Source organism: Vibrio sp. R10-SG3-ISO10, from assembly GCF_059834185.1.
The window spans coordinates 22,893-43,525 of sequence record NZ_JCBDHG010000017.1; the positions used below are offsets into that span (position 1 = coordinate 22,893).

The 20,633-nt window shown below is 46.1% G+C and carries 14 protein-coding genes; 10 read left to right on the plus strand and 4 right to left on the minus strand.

Features of this window, described 5'->3' with window-relative positions; genetic code table 11:
* The first annotated feature begins 10 nt into the window (after positions 1 to 10).
* From AC6R16_RS08215 to AC6R16_RS08250, 8 genes are all read left to right on the plus strand, one after another.
* Complete coding sequence (locus AC6R16_RS08215; protein ID WP_500674091.1) at positions 11 to 1,723, plus strand: efflux RND transporter periplasmic adaptor subunit; 1,713 nt, start codon at positions 11 to 13, stop codon at positions 1,721 to 1,723.
* On the plus strand, positions 1,720 to 4,890 hold the full coding sequence (locus AC6R16_RS08220) for an efflux RND transporter permease subunit (protein WP_500674092.1): 3,171 nt from the start codon (positions 1,720 to 1,722) through the stop codon (positions 4,888 to 4,890). Before AC6R16_RS08215 ends, AC6R16_RS08220 begins: the two co-directional genes overlap by 4 nt.
* Positions 4,891 to 4,952: 62 nt before the next feature.
* On the plus strand, positions 4,953 to 5,489 hold the full coding sequence (gene copI, locus AC6R16_RS08225; protein WP_500674093.1) for a copper-resistant cuproprotein CopI: 537 nt from the start codon (positions 4,953 to 4,955) through the stop codon (positions 5,487 to 5,489).
* Positions 5,490 to 5,669: 180 nt separating this feature from the next.
* A complete protein-coding gene (locus AC6R16_RS08230; protein ID WP_500674094.1) occupies positions 5,670 to 6,803 on the plus strand; it encodes an efflux RND transporter periplasmic adaptor subunit in 1,134 nt (377 codons plus the stop codon).
* Complete coding sequence (locus tag AC6R16_RS08235) at positions 6,796 to 8,067, plus strand: TolC family protein (RefSeq protein ID WP_500674095.1); 1,272 nt, start codon at positions 6,796 to 6,798, stop codon at positions 8,065 to 8,067. Before AC6R16_RS08230 ends, AC6R16_RS08235 begins: the two co-directional genes overlap by 8 nt.
* Positions 8,064 to 9,278 (plus strand): ABC transporter permease, encoded by a 1,215-nt coding sequence (locus AC6R16_RS08240; protein ID WP_500674096.1) that lies wholly within the window; start codon positions 8,064 to 8,066, stop codon positions 9,276 to 9,278. Before AC6R16_RS08235 ends, AC6R16_RS08240 begins: the two co-directional genes overlap by 4 nt.
* A gap of 2 nt (positions 9,279 to 9,280) precedes the next feature.
* Positions 9,281 to 10,564, plus strand: a complete 1,284-nt coding sequence (locus tag AC6R16_RS08245; RefSeq protein WP_500674214.1) for an ABC transporter permease — start codon at positions 9,281 to 9,283, stop codon at positions 10,562 to 10,564.
* 19 nt (positions 10,565 to 10,583) lie between these two features.
* Positions 10,584 to 11,288, plus strand: a complete 705-nt coding sequence (locus AC6R16_RS08250; protein ID WP_500674215.1) for an ABC transporter ATP-binding protein — start codon at positions 10,584 to 10,586, stop codon at positions 11,286 to 11,288.
* A gap of 25 nt (positions 11,289 to 11,313) precedes the next feature.
* On the opposite strand, the gene AC6R16_RS08255 is transcribed toward AC6R16_RS08250, so the two are convergent.
* From AC6R16_RS08255 to AC6R16_RS08270, 4 genes are all read right to left on the minus strand, one after another.
* Positions 11,314 to 11,544, minus strand: coding sequence for a hypothetical protein (locus tag AC6R16_RS08255; protein ID WP_500674097.1), 231 nt, complete (start codon positions 11,542 to 11,544; stop codon positions 11,314 to 11,316).
* 10 nt (positions 11,545 to 11,554) lie between these two features.
* Complete coding sequence (locus tag AC6R16_RS08260; protein ID WP_500674098.1) at positions 11,555 to 13,597, minus strand: NHL repeat-containing protein; 2,043 nt, start codon at positions 13,595 to 13,597, stop codon at positions 11,555 to 11,557.
* A gap of 171 nt (positions 13,598 to 13,768) precedes the next feature.
* Positions 13,769 to 14,977 carry an outer membrane protein transport protein gene (locus AC6R16_RS08265; protein ID WP_500674216.1) on the minus strand — a complete coding sequence of 403 codons (1,209 nt, stop codon included), beginning with the start codon at positions 14,975 to 14,977 and terminating at the stop codon, positions 13,769 to 13,771.
* Entirely contained in the window at positions 14,974 to 17,280 is a 2,307-nt protein-coding gene (locus tag AC6R16_RS08270) for a lipase (protein WP_500674099.1), read from the minus strand. Before AC6R16_RS08270 ends, AC6R16_RS08265 begins: the two co-directional genes overlap by 4 nt.
* A gap of 618 nt (positions 17,281 to 17,898) precedes the next feature.
* Here AC6R16_RS08270 and AC6R16_RS08275 point away from each other — a divergent pair.
* Together AC6R16_RS08275 and oppB are read left to right on the plus strand one after the other, a co-directional pair.
* Complete coding sequence (locus tag AC6R16_RS08275) at positions 17,899 to 19,569, plus strand: ABC transporter substrate-binding protein (protein ID WP_004747466.1); 1,671 nt, start codon at positions 17,899 to 17,901, stop codon at positions 19,567 to 19,569.
* Positions 19,570 to 19,704: 135 nt separating this feature from the next.
* The gene (gene oppB, locus AC6R16_RS08280) at positions 19,705 to 20,625 is read left to right on the plus strand and encodes an oligopeptide ABC transporter permease OppB (RefSeq protein WP_171321180.1); all 921 of its coding nucleotides are present in this window, start codon (positions 19,705 to 19,707) and stop codon (positions 20,623 to 20,625) included.
* The last annotated feature ends 8 nt before the right edge of the window (positions 20,626 to 20,633 follow it).

Consider the following 20,633-nt stretch of genomic DNA (forward strand, 5'->3'; position numbering starts at 1 on the left):
AGGAACAAAAATGAAAACATTTAAGGTAGCGACGATCGCACTATTGATTGGTGGTGGTATTGGCTTTGGGGTGAGTCAGCTTTTACCTAGCCATTCGTTGATGAACATGGCGGATGCTGCGGCTCCAAGTAAGGACTCAAATGAGCCCTTGTATTGGGTGGCACCGATGGACCCAAATTACCAACGCGATAAACCGGGTAAATCGCCAATGGGGATGGATCTTATCCCTGTCTATGCCGAGGATATGGCTTCAGATGCCAACAAGCCGGGCACAGTGACGATAGACCCATCGGTAGAAAACAACCTCGGAGTGAAAACCGCGGCAGTTGAGAAGCAGCGATTGTCACCGAGGATTGAAACCGTTGGTTACGTTGCGTTTGATGAAAGTCGTTTATGGCAAACCAATGTGCGTGTTGCCGGCTGGGTTGAAAAGCTCAATATCAATGCGGTAGGAGAAAAAGTCGCGAAGGGTGAAGTGTTATTTACGCTCTACTCTCCAGAGCTAATTAAAGCGCAAGAAGAGTTACTCAACGCCTATCGAACCGGTCGAAGTGGTTTGGTGACAGGGGCGACCGAGCGCTTGGTGACCTTAGGGGTTGATCGCGCACAAATTAAAGCAATCAAGAAGCGAGGTAAAGCGTCTCGATCTATCGAGATTAAAGCGCCGGCGGATGGCGTTATCGCGAGCTTGAATATTCGCGAAGGGGGGTACTTATCGCCAGCGCAAGCGGTGATCAGTGCAGGCCCGCTGGAAGAAGTCTGGGTTGATGCGGAAGTCTTTGAGCGTCAAGCCCATTGGATGCAAGCAGGCAGCATTGCCACGATGACGCTTGATGCGATACCTGATGGTCAGTGGCAAGGAGAAGTGGACTATGTCTATCCCATTCTTGACCCGAGCACGCGAACTTTGCGGGTGCGTCTGAAGTTCCCCAACCACAATGGTGAACTCAAACCGAATATGTTTGCCAATATTGCCTTGCAGCCCGTTACCCAAGAGTCAGTATTGACCGTCCCTAAATCTGCCGTGATTCGCTCCGGAGGAATGACCCGTGTAGTGCTTGCAGAAGGCAACGGAAAGTATCGCTCTGCGCGCATCAATGTGGGTCGAGAAGCAGGCGAGAGTGTCGAGGTACTTGAAGGACTTACCCTAGGCGATAGTGTTGTGACGTCGGCGCACTTTATGTTGGATTCAGAATCTAGCCAATCTGCCGATCTGTCGCGAATTAATGGCACTGAGCCACCAGCTGAGACTGTTTGGGCTCAAGGTGAAATCACCGATGTAATGGCAGGGCATCGAATGCTGACCATCAATCACCAAGCCGTTCCTGAATGGCAATGGCCGGGCATGGTGATGAACTTTAGCGTAGCTGAGCCGCTAAACATGCAAGAGCTGAAATCGGGCCAAGCCATAGAGTTTGAGATGCAAAAGATGCCGGAAGGTCAGTATCAAATTGTTGATTATCGAGTCGGTGACAGTGTTGTCGCCAATGAGGTGTGGGTAAGCGGAGATATCACCATGTTGATGGCGGACTTCGGCATGATTACCTTACAACATTTACCTGTCGCGGAATGGGGTTGGCAGGCCGGAGAGATGAACTTTTCGGTGGGTGATGAAGTGGATTTATCTGGGTTTGAGGAAGGTCAGAAAGTTCGGTTTCTAGTTGAAAAGCAAGGGGCGGAATACCTACTTAAGCAAATCACGGTGAGTGAGGAGCCAGTATGATTAGTGCGATTATTCGATGGTCGATCAGTAATCGTTTCCTAGTACTGATTGCGACTTTAGCTTTAACCTTAGGTGGTCTTTATAGTCTGAAAAACACCCCAGTGGACGCTATACCCGATCTTTCCGATGTTCAGGTGATCATCAAAACCAGCTATCCCGGTCAAGCGCCTCAGGTGGTAGAGGATCAGGTCACCTATCCACTGACAACGGCCATGCTTGCTGTTCCCGGTGCAGAAACAGTGCGGGGTTATTCATTCTTTGGCGACTCATACGTCTATATCATATTTAACGATGATACTGATATGTATTGGGCGCGTTCACGGGTACTGGAATATCTCAGTCAGGTGGCTCCGAATCTTCCTTCTGGGGCGAAGCCCACGCTCGGGCCTGATGCCACAGGGGTAGGTTGGGTATACAGCTATGTCTTGCAAGACAAAACAGGTCAACACGATCTGTCTGAGTTACGCTCGCTGCAAGATTGGTTTTTAAAGTATGAGCTGCAAACTGTTGATGGCGTGTCTGAGGTTGCGACTGTTGGCGGAATGGTAAAACAGTATCAAGTACAAATTGATCCGGCCAAACTCCGTGCTTATAACCTGACGTTGCAACAAGTCAACAAGGCAATTCAGCAAGGCAACCAAGAAACAGGAGCTTCAGTCATCGAAGTGGCGGAAGCGGAACACATGGTACGTACCACTGGTTACCTATCGAGTGTTGAAGATATTCAATCCTTACCACTTAAAGTGACAGACAAAGGAACGCCTCTGCTACTCGGTGATATCGCAGATATTAACCTTGGCCCTCAAATGCGCCGAGGCATCTCTGAGTTTAATGGCGAAGGTGAAGCGGTTGGTGGCGTGATCGTGATGCGATTTGGTGAAAACGCCAGTGAAGTGATCACTAACGTCAAAGCCAAACTCGCAGATCTGCAGCGAAGTCTGCCTCCTGGTGTTGAGATTAAAGCGACCTATGACCGCTCGACATTGATTGATTCGGCGGTAGAGAACTTATGGAAAAAACTGGCAGAAGAGTTCATCGTAGTTGCGATTGTTTGTGCCTTGTTCTTGTTCCATATCCGCTCGTCGTTGGTGATTGCGCTGAGCTTACCTGTGGGGATTTTGTCAGCCTTCATTGTGATGCATTGGCAGGGTATTAACGCCAACATCATGTCGTTGGGCGGTATTGCGATTGCGATTGGAGCAATGGTCGATGGGGCGATCGTGATGATTGAAAATGTCCATAAACACATCGAGCGTACGCCTCTCAATGATAACAACCGATGGGAAGTAATAGGTAAGGCTGCGCAAGAGGTGGGTGCGCCGCTGTTTTTCTCGCTACTGATCATCACCTTGAGCTTTGTTCCCGTGTTTGCGCTAGAAGGCCAAGAAGGCAAGATGTTCTCACCACTTGCGTTCACCAAAACCTATGCGATGGCGGCTTCTGCAGGTTTAGCGATTACGCTAGTGCCTGTTCTGATGGGCTATTTCATTCGTGGTAAAGTGCTGCCAGAGAGCAAAAACCCAGTAAATAAGGCGCTCATTGCGCTTTATCGTCCGCTACTCAACTTAAGCTTAACTTATCCTAAAACCATGATTGTATTGGCATTAGGTCTGCTTGCCTCTGCCTACTATCCAATGAGTAAACTCGGCAGTGAATTCATTCCGCCTCTAGATGAAGGTGACTTGATGTATATGCCGACCACCTATCCGGGGATCTCTATTGGTAAAGCGCGCGAGCTATTACAGCAGACCAATAAGTTAATTAAGTCTGTACCTGAGGTTGAGACGGTATGGGGCAAGATTGGTCGGGCAGAAACTGCCACTGATCCGGCGCCACTGACCATGATCGAGACTGTGATTCAACTCAAACCCAAAGCGCAATGGCGCGATGGGGTAACGACGGAGTCGTTACGTAAAGAGTTTGATCAACTGGTTCAATTCCCAGGTTTAACCAACGCATGGGTCATGCCGATCAAAACGCGTATCGATATGCTGGCAACAGGGATCAAGACACCGATAGGCATTAAGATCGCCGGGCCTGATCTTAAGGTGATAGAGCAAATCGGTGGCGAGCTTGAGCCGCTTCTAAATCAAATCAATGGAACGGCGTCAGTCTACGCTGAGCGTGTCGCTGGTGGTCGTTACGTGACGATTGATATTAAGCGTCGTTCAGCTGCTCGTTATGGACTCAACATTCAGGATGTCCAGCAAGTTATCTCGACGGCGATTGGCGGAATGAATGTCGGCGAGACAATTGAAGGGTTAGAGCGTTACCCAATCAATGTTCGCTACCCGCAAGACTACCGTGATTCGGTGGTGAAACTGCAAAACCTCCCACTAGTGACACCTAATGGCGCGCGTATCGCGTTGGCAGATGTGGCTGACATTCGCTATGAAGATGGCCCTCCGATGATCAAAACCGAGAATGCCCGTCCAAACGGCTGGGTGTTTGTTGATATCGATGGGCGAGATTTAGGCTCTTACGTCAACGAAGCGCAGGCCATTGTCAGTGAGCAGCTCCAGCTACCTGCGGGTTATTCACTTACTTGGTCTGGTCAATATGAATATATGGAGCGTGCTAAGCAGCGTTTGAGCGTAGTGGTGCCTATCACCATTGCCATCATTATGTTGCTGCTCTACTTCAGCTTCCGCCGCGTAGGGGAAGTGTTGGTCATCATGTGTACTCTGCCACTGGCTATGGTAGGTGGGCTATGGCTGATGCACTACCTAGGTTACAACTTTTCTATCGCGGTAGGCGTGGGCTTTATTGCTCTAGCTGGGGTGGCAGTAGAGATAGGCGTCATCATGCTGGTGTACCTCAATCAAGCTTGGCACCAACGTAAACTCGATGCCGTGCAAAACCTGCAGTCGTTACACAAAGGTGATTTGACGGACGCCATTCGTGAAGGTGCCGGACTTAGGGTTCGTCCGGTGATGATGACGGTACTAACAGTCATCATAGGTTTAGTGCCAATTATGTACGGCGATGGAACTGGCTCTGAAGTCATGCAACGTATCGCGGCGCCGATGATTGGCGGCATGGCATCAGCGCTACTGCTGACTCTGCTAGTACTGCCTGCAATCTTCAAGCTGTGGAAGCAAAGAGAGCTTTCAAAGCTATCTAATGACAAACAACAGGCTTCAAATCAACAAGTTCCAAACCAATAACTTCAATCGTAGGTGGCAATGTCATTGTTGCTGCCTACAACCTAATCGTAAGGATATAAAAGATGAAAAAGACATTTGCATTGCTCACAACAGCCTTGGTTAGTTCATACGCTTTCGCTCAAATGGACCATTCGATGATGAATCATGGAGATATGGATCATAGTCAGATGATGGCAATGGATCACTCTGACATGGATCACTCAAAAATGATGAATATGGAAGGTATGTCAGATGTAGGTATGCCTGCGACAGGTGCAAAACCTGACAAGGTCGTCCACGTTGTTCTCAGCGATGATATGACCATTCGTTTTAAGAAAGAGGTTAAGATTGAGCCTAATGATGTGGTCCAGTTTGTGGTAATGAATTCAGGCAAGATAGACCATGAGTTTTCAATTGGTTCAGCAAAAGAACAGTTAGAACACCGTGAGATGATGAAAACGATGGCTGGTCATGCCCATGATTCTGGCAGCACAGTGACCGTAGAACCGGGAAAAGCCAAACAGTTACTGTGGCATTTCCATGGTGACAATAATGTGGAATTTGCCTGCAACATTCCGGGTCACGCTGAAGCTGGCATGGTAAAAAGCGCCACCTTATAGACCCAATAGCTTCGTAAAAAACGGCCAATTCCAATTGGCCGTTTTTGATTGTCAACTTAGCACGACAAACTCATACAAACTTCATATGTATTATTTGATTTTACATACGCTATCATCACCGGAACTTTATAATCTTGAGGTAGTCTGATGGCTACGCAAAACAATTTTTGGAAGTAAACCATGGCTAAACGTTGGCTTTTATCTGCTGTCGGTGTCGCATTGCTAGGTGGCGGCGCGTATTTTTATCTGCAATCTTCTTCTGAGCCACAAGCGTTTCCTAAGCTGGCAGTCGTAAAAGGAACCATTGAGAAACAGGCGGTTGCGGTAGGCAAAATCGTTCCGGCGCACTCAGTATCGATAAAGTCACAAATTGACGGGATTGTTGGAGAAATCTACGCCCAAGTGGGTGAGAAAGTAAAACAGGGCCAGCCTTTAATCAAAGTACGCCCAAACCCAACGCCTAAAGCACTGACAGATGCCTCAACTGAATTAATGCGTAGCGAAGCGGATCTGGAGTCGGCGAAGCAAAAACTCGCCAACTTAGAGAGCTTGGTTAAGCAAGACATTATTCCACGTAATTACGATGAATATGTTACCGCGCGTTCGGTGGTTAAGTCAGCTAAAGCCAATGTGTTACAGAAACGCCAAAACCTTGAGTTGATCCGAAGTGGTGAGGCTTCAATAGGTAATGCCCGCTTAACCTCCACCATTTATGCACCGATTGATGGCACAGTCCTCAATCGAAAAGTTGAAGTCGGTGAGCCAATTATCTCAACTGAATCTAGTCAAGCTGCGACCGAGATGATGTCGCTGGCGGACATGAAAAGCCTGATCTTTAAAGGCAGTGTCAGTGAGCATGATGCGGCGCAACTGTCACCGGGTATGCCGGTAATTCTTACGGTAGCCCCATACCCAGAGGTTGAAATAGAAGGTGTACTGACCAAGGTGGCGATCCAGTCAGAAAACCTGAACTCTCCGGATGCGACAGCGGCGAAGAGTTTCGATAATGGCTTCGGGGTAGAAGTCGGAGAACTGAAAATTCCTCAAGATATTTTGCTACGTTCGGGGTTCTCTTCTACAGCACAAATCACGCTTAAAAAGTCGGAAAATGTACTGACTCTACCAGAGCGTGTGCTTAAGTTTGAGGGCGAGACGCCCAATGTTCTGATTCCTGATAATTCGGAGCAAGGTTTCCATAAACAGAAAGTGAAATTAGGTCTTTCAGACGGCATAAATGTGGAAGTGCTCGATGGCGTTGAATTGGATGAAGAGATCATTGATAACAGCATGATGATGGGGGCTGCCCATGGCTAAGTTGCACCTATCTAAAATCAGTGTTGTGTTACTGGCAACAACCCTCAGTTTGCCGAGTTACGCGATATCTATTGAGCAGGCATGGCAACAAGCAAAGCAGAGCGATCCTAATTACGAAAAAGCCAAGATAGGTGTTCAGCTAGGTGAAACGGGCATTTCATCTAGCCGTAGTTCGCTACTGCCTTCATTAAGTGCCGATGCTTCTGCTAATTGGAACGAAACGACGCACAATACTAACAGCTATGGCGCCAACCTTTCCCAAACGATTTGGGATAGCAGCTTGTGGTCAGATCTAGACCGAGCAGAAGCAAACTTGCTAAAAGCCCAATTAGAGCTGTCTCAAACACACAATGAATTGGCGCAAAAACTCCTTTCTAGTTATCTCGATATGGCCAGTGCTCAGGGTGACCTTGTGTTGGCGCAAAACAAACTAGAAGAAGGGGCTAAGTTACTTAAGATCATCGAGAAACGATACAAAGCGGGCAAAGTGAAATCCATTGATGTGGAAGAAATTAGAGCCACTCAAGTTTCGGAAAAAGCCGCGATTCTCAAGGCTCAAGCTCAGCTGCAAAGCAAAAAAGCAGAGCTTGCTGCACTGATCAATCAGATGCCTGAAGAGGTAGACCAAGTCCGAACAGATTCGCTTGTTCAGCCGCCAATGTTAGTCGATTCTCAAGATCAGTGGCTCAAGCTAGCCAAAGACAGTAGCCCAGAGTTATTGGTTGCTATGCAGAATGTAAAAGCAAGCGAATTTGCTAAAGACTCTGCGCAGGGTGGGTATTACCCGACGGTTAAGGGCAAGCTAGGCTACAGCGATGACGATAGACGCTCAAGCGGTGAGTTCAATGCCGGGATTACACTCAGTGTGCCGATTGATCTTAATGGGGCGACGCGCGCTAAGGTTGATGAAGCATCGCTTAATATTTTAAGTGCCAAACAAGATTTGCGTCGAGTAGAAATAGATATCCAAAAACGCATCATCCAACGCTTTAGTCAGGTTGATATCAACTGGAGTCAGGTATTGATGGCGGATGAACTGGTTGAATCGCGAGCTAAGGTTTTACGCAGTAAAGAGAAGCTCTATGATGCTGGTCTTCTTGAAGTGTCGGAAGTGATCAATGCGCACAACAGTCTATTCGATGCAAAGAATAGCCTGCAAACCAACCTATATAACTACTGGCGTCAGAGAGTTGGACTACTGCAAACCGCTGGTAAGTTAGATGACAGCACTATGGCTTTGATTTCTCAGGCTTTTGATTCATGAGCAGTTTGTTACAGCAAACTTGGCAAACCTTGATTGCACATAGGCTAAAAAGCATTTTAGCGATCATTGCCATTGCATGGGGTGTGATTTCTGTCGTTGTTTTGATTGCGCTCGGTGAAGGCTTCTATCGTCATCAAACTCAGTCATTGTCATTTATGGTTAACAACGTGCAAATCGCTTTCCCTTCAAGTACCAGTAAGCCTTGGCACGGTATGCCCTCACGACGAAAAATCACTATTGAGCAAGATAAAGTCGATATGCTCAAACAGTCGGGTTTTGTCGCGCAAGCATCGACGGTGTACGCGAAGTGGGACGCCAGTGTAACCAACGTTAGAGGGCAGAAGTTGTCTGGCTTTGTGAGTGGGATAGATCCATCTTACTTTTCTTTAGTGCAGCGCAAGCTGGAATCTGGTTCGCGTAATATCTCGCCGAGTGATGTCATTAACCATACGCGAGTGGCTGTTCTCGGCGACCAAATTGCCAAAATGGGGAATATTAAGGTCGGCGAACAGGTCAAAGTCAACGGTATTCCTTTCTTGGTCATAGGTGTTATTAAGGATGAAGATACGGGGATTTCCTTTGGTGATAGCCGCAAGGTCTTTGTTCCGCAAACCACTTATCTCGATTTGTGGGATGCAAAGCCGTGGATGTTATTACTCAAGCCTGTTGAAGGTATGGACAGCGCATCTTTCAGGCAGAGTTTAGTTACCTTCTTTGCCAAACAACTGCATTTTGACCCGAGCGATAAAGAGGCGATAAATCTGCCCGATTTCAGTGAGGGCGGAGCATTGATTACAGGGATTTTCCGCGGTATTCAGATCTTCCTTGGCGCAAGCGGGGCAATGACGATGGCCGTTGGGGCACTAGGTGTAGCTAATATCATGTTCTTATCTGTGACGGAGAGAACGCGCGAAATAGGGGTTCGATTGGCGATTGGTGCAACGCAAAATTCGATATTGGGCCAGTTCATTCTCGAAGGGTTAATCTTAGTTGCCGTTGGGACAGGGCTAGGGTTAACCATCTCTTACGCGCTTGTTTCTCTGTTAAGTACAGTAACTTTACCTGATTGGTTAGGTTCGCCGGTGATTACGCCAGATTCGATTGCTTGGTCACTGTTGGTGACGCTTGTTTTAGCTCTACTAGCCTCATACTTTCCCGCGAGGAGAGCATCACGCTTGACTCCGGTTATCGCTTTGAGTGCGAGGGCTTAATGATGCTGTTACCGATGAGACAAATCTTCCAAGAGATGGCAGCAGAAAAGCTCAGGTTGGGTCTGACAATTTTGGCTGTGGCATGGGCGACACTTTGTATCGCAGCGATGTTATCTGTTGGCGAAGGGATTCGTCAGGGCGTATTGAGAACCGCGCAAAATGGCAACGGTAATCTCATCTATCTGACTGGTGGTATGGCGACCGTCGATTACGGAGCTTTTCATCAAGGTAAGTTCTTAACCCTTAAAGCGCAAGATGCGGACGTGGTTCGCGCGTTACCCGAGGTGAAAGGGGTTGTACCCACTGCAAGATGGAATGAGCGTATTAGTGCTGGTGATCGAGGTTCATGGCAAGAGCCTTTAGCGGTGACGACGGAATTTGCTTCGCTGACTAATTTGCGACCTTTAGCTGGTGGTCGCTGGCTCAACCCTCTCGATCAAAAAGAGATGCGTAAAGTCGTGGTTTTAGGTTACTCGTTAGCCGCTGATCTATTTAACCCTGTAGAAGACTTCAGTTGGTTTGCTGCAGTGACACTGCAAGCCAATCCGGTGGGGAAAAAGGTCAAGATTGGCAGTGAAGAGTTTACGGTTGTTGGGGTACTGAAAAAGAACAGCGCTGAAATTGAGCAGGGCGACCAAATCAATTACTCAAGCTTTGTTCCACTGGCAACTTGGCAGCGTTTTCACGCCAACGGTGAAATTGCAGGTATCAATGTCGAGCCTAAAGCGAATGCAGACAGAAAGGCGTTGGCAAAGACGATTCGCCAAGTGATAGCACGTAAGCATGGCGCAAGCGTCAATGATGAGCAGGTTGTACAAATCGAAGATATGTTCCTGCAACAGAAAAGCATGCAGCAGTTCCTAATTGGTTTGCAGAGTTTCCTTGGCATTATTGGCTTTGTCACGCTCGCTGTGGCGGGGGTAGGTATTGCCAACGTTATGTACGCAACAGTAAAGCGCTCGACCCGTGATATTGGCGTAAGAATGGCGGTTGGAGCAACCCCGACCGCAATCCGCTTGCACTATCTGGTGCAGTCACTCATGACCATGATGCTAGGGGGAGTGCTCGGTCTTGGCGTTACTTATGGGCTGGTATCCGCACTTAGTGCAATCAGCTTGGAAGGCAATGTGTTTTACGAGCAGCTAGGCAAACCGGTTCCTGAACTGTCTTGGATTGTGGTGCTGGTGGTGATTACGACCTTAATCATTATTGGTGTTGCGTCAGCCTGGTTGCCAGCGAATCGAGCAGCGAAAGTCAGTCCGTTGGAGGCATTACAAAGTGAGTAAGAACAATAGTGGAGAGAAGATGTCACACCAATCGCTCGTCGAGCTGAATAATATCTGCAAATACTATTCGAGCGGAGAAGCGGAAGTACGCGCGCTTGATGGTGTTGAACTCACGATTAATCAAGGTGAATTTCTATCTATTTTAGGTCCGTCTGGCTCGGGTAAATCGACCCTGATGAATATGCTTGGCTGTTTGGATAAGCCGACAGCAGGTGACTATCAGTTGGCGGGTCAGAATGTGGCGAGCTTAAGTGCCAATGAGCTCGCGGGGATTCGCAATCAAAGAATAGGCTTTGTCTTTCAGAGCTTTAATTTGCTCGAATACGCGACAGCACTCGACAATGTGGCGTTGCCTCTTGTTTATTCGGGTGTGAAAGCCAAAGAACGCCGAAGACGAGCAGCAAAATTGCTTGAACAAGTTGGATTGGGTGATCGCCTTGATCACAAGCCCAACCAATTGTCGGGCGGCCAAAAGCAGAGGGTGGCGATTGCTAGAGCCCTAGTTAATGATCCGCAAATTATTCTCGCCGATGAACCGACTGGGGCATTAGACTCTAAATCTGGTGCAGAGATTGAAGCCCTGTTTAATCAGCTTCATGCTGAGGGGCGAACATTGATTATCGTAACGCACGATAATGCACTCGCAGAACGTACCAAACGCATTATCACGATTAAAGATGGCAAAGTAATTTCTGACCGAAAACCTATTGCACAAGTTGCATGAGTAAGCGAGCCATTTGGCTCGCTTTTTAGTTCTCGTGAGGCGGAGACATAATGTGGTGGTTGGCGTGCTCTTGATGAGCTTTGTGCCACTGTTCCAGTTTTTCCCGTGTCTGATGAGAAGAAGGTTGCTCTAAACAATGCTTAGTCACGCTCTGATATTGGTTGGCAAGCTTTTCGCTCGCCTCCGTTGCTTGTTGTGAGACTGAATTTGTCTGCTTTAAGCGTTTCGCTTTGGCTTTATCGAATATTGATGTCATCAGTGACTCCTTAGCTAATCTTATAAACGTTAACTCGGTTAAGAGCGCAGTCGGGTAGGTAGAGGGTATGATTATGTGCGTGAAGCAGGTATGGCATCCATAGCTGGCCTTTACTTGGGTCGGCACCAAAGCCACTAAAACTATCAATAAATTGTCCCTGTTGGTCAAAGACTTTGATAGCTCGATTAACCAAATCAGACACAAACAACTTACCACGGTCAAAGTCTATACTGGTCGGTAGCAGGAAGTTGTCATTGGTCGTTCCGTAACCCTGCTGACCGAAACTGCCAACGTATTGATCATGACGATCGTAAATCACCACGCGATTGTTGTTTTGATCGGTTATGTACTTCTGACCATCCGGTGTAATCGTGATGTCGGTTGGTGTGAAAAATTCATTATCACCATGGCCTTTTTCACCAAAGGTAGTGACTAAGCCAGCGATTCCTTGTTGATTGAGCCGCCAACGACTAATGCGATTATTGCCAGAGTCGGCAATATAGATATCGCGGCTTATAGGATCGACGGCAACACCTTGAGGCTTGAATAACTGCCACTCTTGGTGACCCAAACCTCCAAAATAGCTAAAGGGTACTAGCTCGCCAATTAACTCGTCATATTGATAAATCGTCACAATACCGCTGATATAATTGCTGACAACCAGTAAAGGTATGTCTGGGTTGAGCTGTCCGAGTAATGGCGACGAAGGAGTTAGAGAACAGATGCCAAGTGATCCGGGTAAAAGGGGCAAGCTACCCGGCCTCACTGCATCGGGTTGAGTGCTTTCTGTCGCTTGTAGTTGATAGTTGCCGGCGTCAACCAGCCAAAGCAGTTGGTTTGGGTCATCAAACTTATCGCCAAGGAATATTCGTACCCAGGTTTGTTGCCATTTTTGCGTCCACTCCATCTGGGTGCTTAAGGTCATTGAAACCCAGGAAGGCGCATCGATTTGGTGAATAGAATTGAGCCACTTATCTTGCTGTTCAAAGTGGTTTTCCCACCATTCGCTGATAATAGGGTAACGACTTTCGGGGTTGTTTGTCGGAACAGGAGAGGTATCGCCAGCCACCGAGGTGACAAAGTGCAGCTGTCCTTTTTTATCGCGCTCATCACCCAATTGATCAACCACTAATGTCGATATAGGCAGTTGGGGGGATAATTCTGACCAGTCGATCTGATGAATCTCTAAAGAAGCGAGAATGGGCTCGGTAATCAACAGGCGATTTTGGTCAAGTTTGGTGATTTGTATTGGTGAAAAGAAGCCGATGAGATTACCTGAAAAATGGCCATCAATATCGTAAACAGACACTGAATACTGCTTGGCTCCCGGGATAAGGATTCGGTTATCAATGATTGAGACATCGCGTGCGAGGTCGATACCATCTAAATAGGTTTTACCATTCGCAAATGGGACGGGGTTTCCCTCCCAGTCACAGCGAACTACAGTCGCAAAGCCAGTATTCGCGACGTACAGATGACCGTCGAGATCGCAACTCAGTCCTTGAGGCCATAAAAAGTGAACCTGCTCTTTGGCTTCGATGACTGTGATGTCTCTTAACCATTTACCTTCCTCATTGAAAATCACTAATCGGCTTTCACCGTTTTCACCTTCGTAAAACTCGTCGGCCACGCACAGCTTACCCTGATAGAAAGCCATTCCGTTTGGACCCTGTAAGTTGATGGGCTCCTCGCTGCCAAAATTGCTGATTGAGCGGATGCTGAGCGCCTGATTGTATTCAAGGATATGAATACGTTTGTTGGCAATGTCGCTGACGTAAATCCAAGGTTTATTCGGGTGAGGTAACAGGCGAAAGGGCATATTAAACTGTTGGCTACCATTGCCAACACTGCCAAAGCTAGCTAGCAACTTGTCCATCTTTCGGTCGAAGACGAGTACGCGATTGTGTGCAGTGTCCGCAAGCCAGATTCGACCAAATTTGTCGACACAGTTGCCGACAGGGGTATTGAGTGAAACGTTGCCTGCCGCACGACAGGGGAGGTTAGGTAAATGCGTTACCTGCTTACCAATATAGGTGTGATATGCGATTCCCATAATAAGCCTTTATGACGTTAATATATATGTAATTAGATGTATAAATGTAGCAGGCTTAAATGACAGTTCCACGAAGTGTCATTGTTACATTTGAAATTGTGCGCGGGATTCGGAACTGATTGATAATAAACGGCCTTCTAAGTCAGAAGGCCGTTTTTTGCATTGGAAAACCTAGAAAGCGTAGTTAAACTGAATACCTGCTAACCAAGCACTTGTGTTGACGGTAGAAACGACATTGAAAGGCTCTGGGTCAACGATAAACTGTGACTCATCAATCGTCGTTTGCTCACCTGTTAAGTAGCCTAACGATAAATCGACGCTAAAGTTTTCGGTTGCTTTGTAAGTACCACCAAAGGTAAACCAATGTCTGTCAGTATCAGGAATCGACAGTGAACTGATTTGATCTACGGGTGACAAGTCATACATATAGCCCGCTCTTAGTTCGATAGAACGATTCAGGTAGTGAGTAACACCCACTGAAACGTGTCCGGCATCTTGCCATTGGTAGTCTTTAATGGATTCTGAGTAACTTTCCGAGGTTAAGCTATCAAACTCAGACCAAGCAACATACTGCAAGCTGTAGTGCGCTGCCCATTTAGAGTTGAGTCTATGGTAGCCAGAGAACTCAATTATATCGGGCAGTGGGATGTTAATTGAGTCTGTGACTCCTTGCCCCATCTGGTCTACATGGCCGTTCGCAGTTAGCTCAGGGCTGTAGCGATAAGATAAACCAAAGCGGTTATTCGCATCGAGGACATAAGCCACACCTAGATTAAACCCTAAACCAAACCCGTCAGCATCAATAGATAGCAGTGGCGCGTTGTTGTGTTTGCGCGCGATATCACCTTCGCCATAGATGATGTCTAGACCACCACCTACCGACCATGCATCATCAATTTGATAACTGGCAGAAAAGCCCGCATTGATGCTACTTAAGTAAGTTTTGCCACCGAATATAGGCGCAGCAAACTCCTGTTCAAATTCGACATCAGTACCAAAATTTGAATGGACGGTAGCGCCGAGTGTCCAAGGGGTTCCTTCTAACGGAAACACCATATTGGCGTTAGGTACTAAGGTATTGTTGTCGAGAGTTGTGTCATCGAGCGATTGAGTGATTGTGTTTGGCGTCGTGTAACGCATATCACTAAACTCAACTTGGCTAGCAATATTGACAGCACCCACTGATATCATCGGTTGGTCGATTAAGCTCATCGCCGCCGCGTTTTTGGATACCACAGCAGCGTTGTCTGCAATAATCGCATCTCCGGCGAATGCACGACCTAAACCCGTTGCCGACTGAGCATTAAGTTGAAAGCCTGCGGCGTGGACTTGTACGGTAAATGACAGAGCAGTAAGCCCCAAAACTGTTTTTCTCATTATGGTGCTTCCTGTGTATCGATACTTTCTTCATCTTTTTTAGAGATTGTTAGTTCACTTCCTTTAGACTTGATCATGTCTTGAACTAAGGATTGCTGTGTTTTCTTAGAACTTCTCACATCACTAAGCGAACCACAGTCACCAAAATCTATTTGATCGGCACAGTCACCAATATCGGGAAGTTGAGGGACGCCATTTTCATCAGCAGGTCCTTCATAAGAAAACAAGTAAGTACCGTGCCCACCTACCGTTGCTTTAACTACACCACGAATGTTCGATTGTGACGTAGTAGAAGTGATAGGTTGCAAGCCAAGGGCCCTAATTAATGGATCGGTACCAGTAAGAGTGTTGTCTTCTGCGTTATTAGGAACAACATTGTCTGGCACATAGTCTACATAAGGTATGCAAGCCCCTTCACACGTCCCTACGGCTTCAATTAATAAGGTTGGGTGGTCTGCAACCGATTGACGAGAAACTTTGCCCGCTGGGTCGGAACCATCGATAGTTTGTTGGACTCCTTGCTTTAACACAGGCAACAAAGCTGAGTAAATTTCGTTTTCAAGCATTGTGATACTTTCGCTCAGCTCATCATTGTGCTGTTCGAGTGCGAGAATACAGTCTTTGTTGCTCGTATTTGAGTCACATAAGCTCGGAAGAAGAGTTTCTGCAATTGCTCGTTGAACATCCGCAGAGCTTTTCACTGACTCTTCCATCACAGGACCGAGTAACTCAGAAGTTAAGGTTAGGTTTACCAAGCCTTGTCCTGGCACAACGTAGCTTGAAGTCGCTAGAGTTAATCCTTCAATCGCACCATTTTCTGCGTGCTCGGGGAAGGTTGCTTCGGTTGTCATAACAGACATGATTCCGCCAAGGGAATGACCAACAAGGTGTACTTCTCTGTTTGCTGAAGAGGAGCCAAAATTCAACGCTGATCTTAAACCAACAAAATCGTTGACTGTTTGGAGTAAGTTGGTACGAAGTGCAAGAGGCGAGGTGATGTTAATGAAATAAGATTTATCGATAGCTGCGCTTATTGGTGCACCGTTAATGTCTTGGACTATGCGAGAGCCGTGATAAGGCATATCGATAGCTGCGACAATAAAGTTTTTTGATTTCATCGCGCCAGTTACATAATCAGTAGCCATTAGCGACGCAGCTGACTTGTCACCTCCAATACCATGGTTAAACATGATGGCTGGGTGGTTTGTATTTTGTATAAAATCGACTGCTGCAGAAGGAGTGCTCGTTTGGCTATTTCCTGAGTCTTTGTAGGGCAGATAAAAATCAACATCGATTAAAGTAGAAGAGTCGTTGTATGTCGCAATCTCAACGTTATCTTGATTAAGAGTCTTCTCGGTGAGCATCTCACCGTTTGTTCCAGTCATCCATTTATACATAGAAGGACAACTAGCGATAGGGTCAAATCTATCTAGTGTACAGCCTTCGTCATCGGAAATTTGCTGAGTAAATGGCAGATAATTGTTAGTTTGAAGTTTCGCTGAGACTAAAACATGCTTACTTAAACCGTCACCTTTAATCTCATGTTTGACTATTCGAAGATCGATGAAAGGTGTGTCGTCCAAGGTTCTTGTTATCATTTTGTCGATGACGGAATAACTATTTTGAGTAGTAAATGTAGAGGCGTATACGACCTCATTTGGCTTACCTAAGTCACTATACGCAGATACAGCGTTTTTAGTTTTCTGTTGGAGATTGCGTTGTTGCTCATCTAGCTCATTAGGATCAGCACTTAACAGTTGTGCAAAGGCTGGCGCTGATTTTAAAGAAATGCCTTCTACCGTCATTACGCCGTTCGAAACGGCAATAAAATACTCCGTCCCTGGTTGAAGAGCAGCGCCGCATTCGATGATGAGTTTGCGACCATCACTAGATAGTTTAGTGTTTGGAACCTCTTGCCCAGTTGTTCCGTCGATGAGTAGAACGTTTCCTTGCAGAGAAGTTGGTTCTAGGGCAATAACTTGCTCAGAACCGACACTGCTAAGCGGAATCTCAATCGGTTCGACACACAAGCCCCAACCATCAACAGCGGCGAAACTGGTCTCGAAATTTTGGTAATAAGCGTCATATTCAGCATTGGTTGAATATGCATTGGGTGAAGAAGGTTCACCCGGCAAAGAGATTGTCCCGTCAGCATCATAGCCATAACCGTCATTCGGCATAGGAATGCTACTCAACGAAAAAGGTACTTCTACAGCGATATTATCAGAAGTGCTTTCCTCGCTCCCACACCCGCTAAGTAGTGTGATAGCCGAAATAGCTAAAGATAGAGAATGAAATCCTCTCATAGGAGATACCCGTTTAGTTGCTCAAATTGACCTGATATATCGAGCGAACAAGGGGTTATTTACAAATGTTTAACACTAAAAAAATCTAAAGGCTTGTGGGGATGGTAATTTAGATAGCGTGTCTAAATGAGTTTTTGGATAGAAATTTGTTGTGGGTATGCTTTGTTTTGGGGAGACGTTCGCTATTTAAGTGCACCTGAGTGACTAAGTTCACAGAACGCTGTTTTTCCGGAGATGAATGTAGCTAACTGTTAGCTAGATTACATTACTTTTGTTAATTTTTCCGCACAATATCTAGCATAAGATGCTAAAAAAAAGTGTCTTATTAGATAATTTGGCACTTCAGTCTGCTAGTTGAGGGAAATATAAGTTAATTAACTGACTAATTTATCTTTACTGGTGTTTTTTACCATTTTGTTGAAGTAACCGTGGAATTATACGATTTTTTGCTACATTTTTATGGCAAATTACTTCAATGATTGATACTGTGTGCCGCAATCTTTGTACGGTTTTAGATTTTTATGCTTAAAATTTGAGCTAAACAGATCTAAATCACTGTCCGTTCTAGTACTGTACAAAGAAGTCATGGATGCAAATGAAAAACTTGGAGTTTTACGCATGTATAAGAACAAAATCACACGCGCACTATTTATAGGCGCGGGCCTTTCTTTAGCTTTAACTGGTTGTGGCGACAAACCAGAAGAAAAGCAAGCTGCACAGCCAGCACCTGCTCCTGAAGCTAAATCAGACTCTCAGAAAACAGAACTTGCTGACGTACAAGAAATTGTTCGTGGTAATGGTACTGAAGTTGCGACAATCGACCCGCACAAATCTCAAGGTGTACCAGAGTCTCACGTAATTCGTGATCTTCTAGAAGGCCTAGTGAACCAAGATGCTGACGGTAATACTATTCCTGGTGTTGCAGAGTCTTGGGAAACAACAGACAACAAAACGTTCACTTTCCACCTACGTAAAGACGCAAAGTGGTCTAACGGCGATCCTGTAACTGCTGGCGATTTCGTATACAGCTTCCAGCGCGCAGTTGATCCAAATACGGCTTCTCCATACTCTTGGTACATGGAATACACCAAGATGGCGAACGCAAAAGACATCATCGCAGGCAAGAAAGACAAGAGCGAGCTAGGTGTTAAAGCAGTCGATGACCACACTCTAGTGGTTGAACTTGACGCAGCTGTTCCTTACTTCGTAATGATGATGGGTCACACAACAGTGAAACCTGTTCATAAAGCGACAGTTGAGAAGTTCGGCGACCAGTGGACTAAGCCAGAAAACTTCGTTGGTAACGGTGCATTCGTTGTCGACAACTGGGTTGTTAACGAGCGTCTAGTACTTAAGCGTAACGAACAGTACTGGGACAACGCAAACACCAAGCTAAACAAAGTAACTTTCCTACCTATCGAAAACCAGGTAGCGGAAATGAACCGTTTCTTAGCAGGCGAAATCGATATCTCTTACGAACTACCTGTTGAGCACTTCAAGCGTCTTAAGAAAGAGCACCCAGAAGAAGTATCGGTTACGGGCAACCTATGTACTTACTACTACATCTTCAACACTAAGAAAGCGCCATTTGATGACGTTCGTGTACGTAAGGCGATCTCTTACGCAATCGACCGTAATATCGTTACTGACGCTATCCTAGCGCAAGGTCAGAAACCAGCTTACTTCTTAACGCCTGAAATCACAGCTGGATTCAACCCAGAAATGCCTGCTTACGGTCAAATGACTCAAGCAGAGCGTGATGCAGAAGCGGCTCGTCTTCTAGAAGAAGCAGGTTTCGGTTCAGACAACCCACTTAAGTTTAACCTTCTTTACAACACATCTGAGAACCACAAGAAAGTTGCTGTAGCACTAGGTTCTATGTGGAAGAAGACACTTGGCCTAGACGTTACTCTAGAAAACCAAGAGTGGAAAACTTACCTATCTACTAAAGATTCAGGTGACTTCGAAGTGGCACGTGCCGGCTGGTGTGGTGACTACAACGAAGCATCTTCATTCCTAACTCTAATGAAGAGTAACAACACGACTGGCGGTATTCACTACGACAGCAAAGCTTACGACGAGATCATGACTAAAGCGATTGCCGCTCAGTCAGAAGAAGAGCGTCAAGCGCTGTACCTAGAAGCTGAGAAGCTACTAGCGAAAGACATGCCTATCGCACCTATCTACCAGTACGTGAAATCACGTCTACTTTCTCCTAAGGTTGGTGGCTTCCCAGCAAACAACCCAGAAGAGAAGATCTACTCTAAAGATCTATACATCATCAAGTAAATCTTGAACTGATAGAACTATAAAAATATTGGCCTGCATGTGAGAAATTACATGCAGTGCCTTTATACAATCTAAATTCGTAGAAATTTGATTGATTCTTAATTTTTAATTGTCACAGACTGAAAGAGTGAGTTTATGCTTAAATTCATCGCGAAAAGGATATTTGAGGCGATCCCAACCATGTTGGTTTTGATCACCGTATCTTTCTTTCTTATGCGCTTCGCACCGGGTAACCCATTCTCAAGCGAGCGTCCATTACCGCCAGAAGTTATGGCGAACATCGAAGCTAAATACGGGCTTGATAAGCCAGTATTTGAGCAATACACCACTTACCTAACAAACGTTATTCAAGGTGATTTTGGTCCTTCATTTAAGTACCTAGATTACTCTGTAAACGAACTGATTTCTGTTGCACTACCAGTATCGGCAAAAGTTGGTTTTATTGCGTTTATCTTTACGGTCATCATGGGGGTCACGGTTGGTACGATTGCTGCCTTAAAGCAAAATACCTGGGTTGACTACACCATAATGTCCACCGCCATGTTAGGTGTTGTAATGCCATCGTTTGTATTGGCACCGGCACTGATCTATCTCTTCTCGCTGCATTGGAACCTATTCCCAGCGGGTGGTTGGCATGACGGTAGTTTGAAATATCTAGTTCTACCAGTGATTGGTATGTCACTACTCTACGTCGCGACTTTTGCACGTATCACTCGTGGTTCGATGATCGAAACATTAAACAGTAACTTTATTCGTACCGCTCGTGCGAAAGGTCTAAGTTACCGTTACATCATCATCAAGCACGCACTTAAACCAGCGCTTCTTCCTGTTGTTTCATACATGGGCCCTGCGTTCGTAGGTATCATCACAGGTTCAGTTGTTATCGAAACCATCTTTGGTCTACCAGGTATTGGTAAGCTCTTCGTTAACGCTGCATTCAACCGTGACTACTCGCTAGTAATGGGTGTAACCATCTTGATTGGTTTCCTATTCATTCTATTCAATGCGATTGTAGATATCCTACTTGCAATGATTGACCCGAAAATTCGCTACTAACAGGGACG

Coding starts and splice junctions, on each gene's coding strand:
- AC6R16_RS08260 (WP_500674098.1), bottom strand. CDS start 13,597: ATGGGAATCGCATATCACACCTATATTGGTAAGCAGGTAACGCATTTA.
- AC6R16_RS08240 (WP_500674096.1), top strand. CDS start 8,064: ATGAGCAGTTTGTTACAGCAAACTTGGCAAACCTTGATTGCACATAGG.
- AC6R16_RS08255 (WP_500674097.1), bottom strand. CDS start 11,544: ATGACATCAATATTCGATAAAGCCAAAGCGAAACGCTTAAAGCAGACA.
- AC6R16_RS08250 (WP_500674215.1), top strand. CDS start 10,584: ATGTCACACCAATCGCTCGTCGAGCTGAATAATATCTGCAAATACTAT.
- AC6R16_RS08215 (WP_500674091.1), top strand. CDS start 11: ATGAAAACATTTAAGGTAGCGACGATCGCACTATTGATTGGTGGTGGT.
- AC6R16_RS08230 (WP_500674094.1), top strand. CDS start 5,670: ATGGCTAAACGTTGGCTTTTATCTGCTGTCGGTGTCGCATTGCTAGGT.
- copI (WP_500674093.1), top strand. CDS start 4,953: ATGAAAAAGACATTTGCATTGCTCACAACAGCCTTGGTTAGTTCATAC.
- AC6R16_RS08235 (WP_500674095.1), top strand. CDS start 6,796: ATGGCTAAGTTGCACCTATCTAAAATCAGTGTTGTGTTACTGGCAACA.
- AC6R16_RS08220 (WP_500674092.1), top strand. CDS start 1,720: ATGATTAGTGCGATTATTCGATGGTCGATCAGTAATCGTTTCCTAGTA.
- oppB (WP_171321180.1), top strand. CDS start 19,705: ATGCTTAAATTCATCGCGAAAAGGATATTTGAGGCGATCCCAACCATG.
- AC6R16_RS08245 (WP_500674214.1), top strand. CDS start 9,281: ATGCTGTTACCGATGAGACAAATCTTCCAAGAGATGGCAGCAGAAAAG.
- AC6R16_RS08270 (WP_500674099.1), bottom strand. CDS start 17,280: ATGAGAGGATTTCATTCTCTATCTTTAGCTATTTCGGCTATCACACTA.
- AC6R16_RS08275 (WP_004747466.1), top strand. CDS start 17,899: ATGTATAAGAACAAAATCACACGCGCACTATTTATAGGCGCGGGCCTT.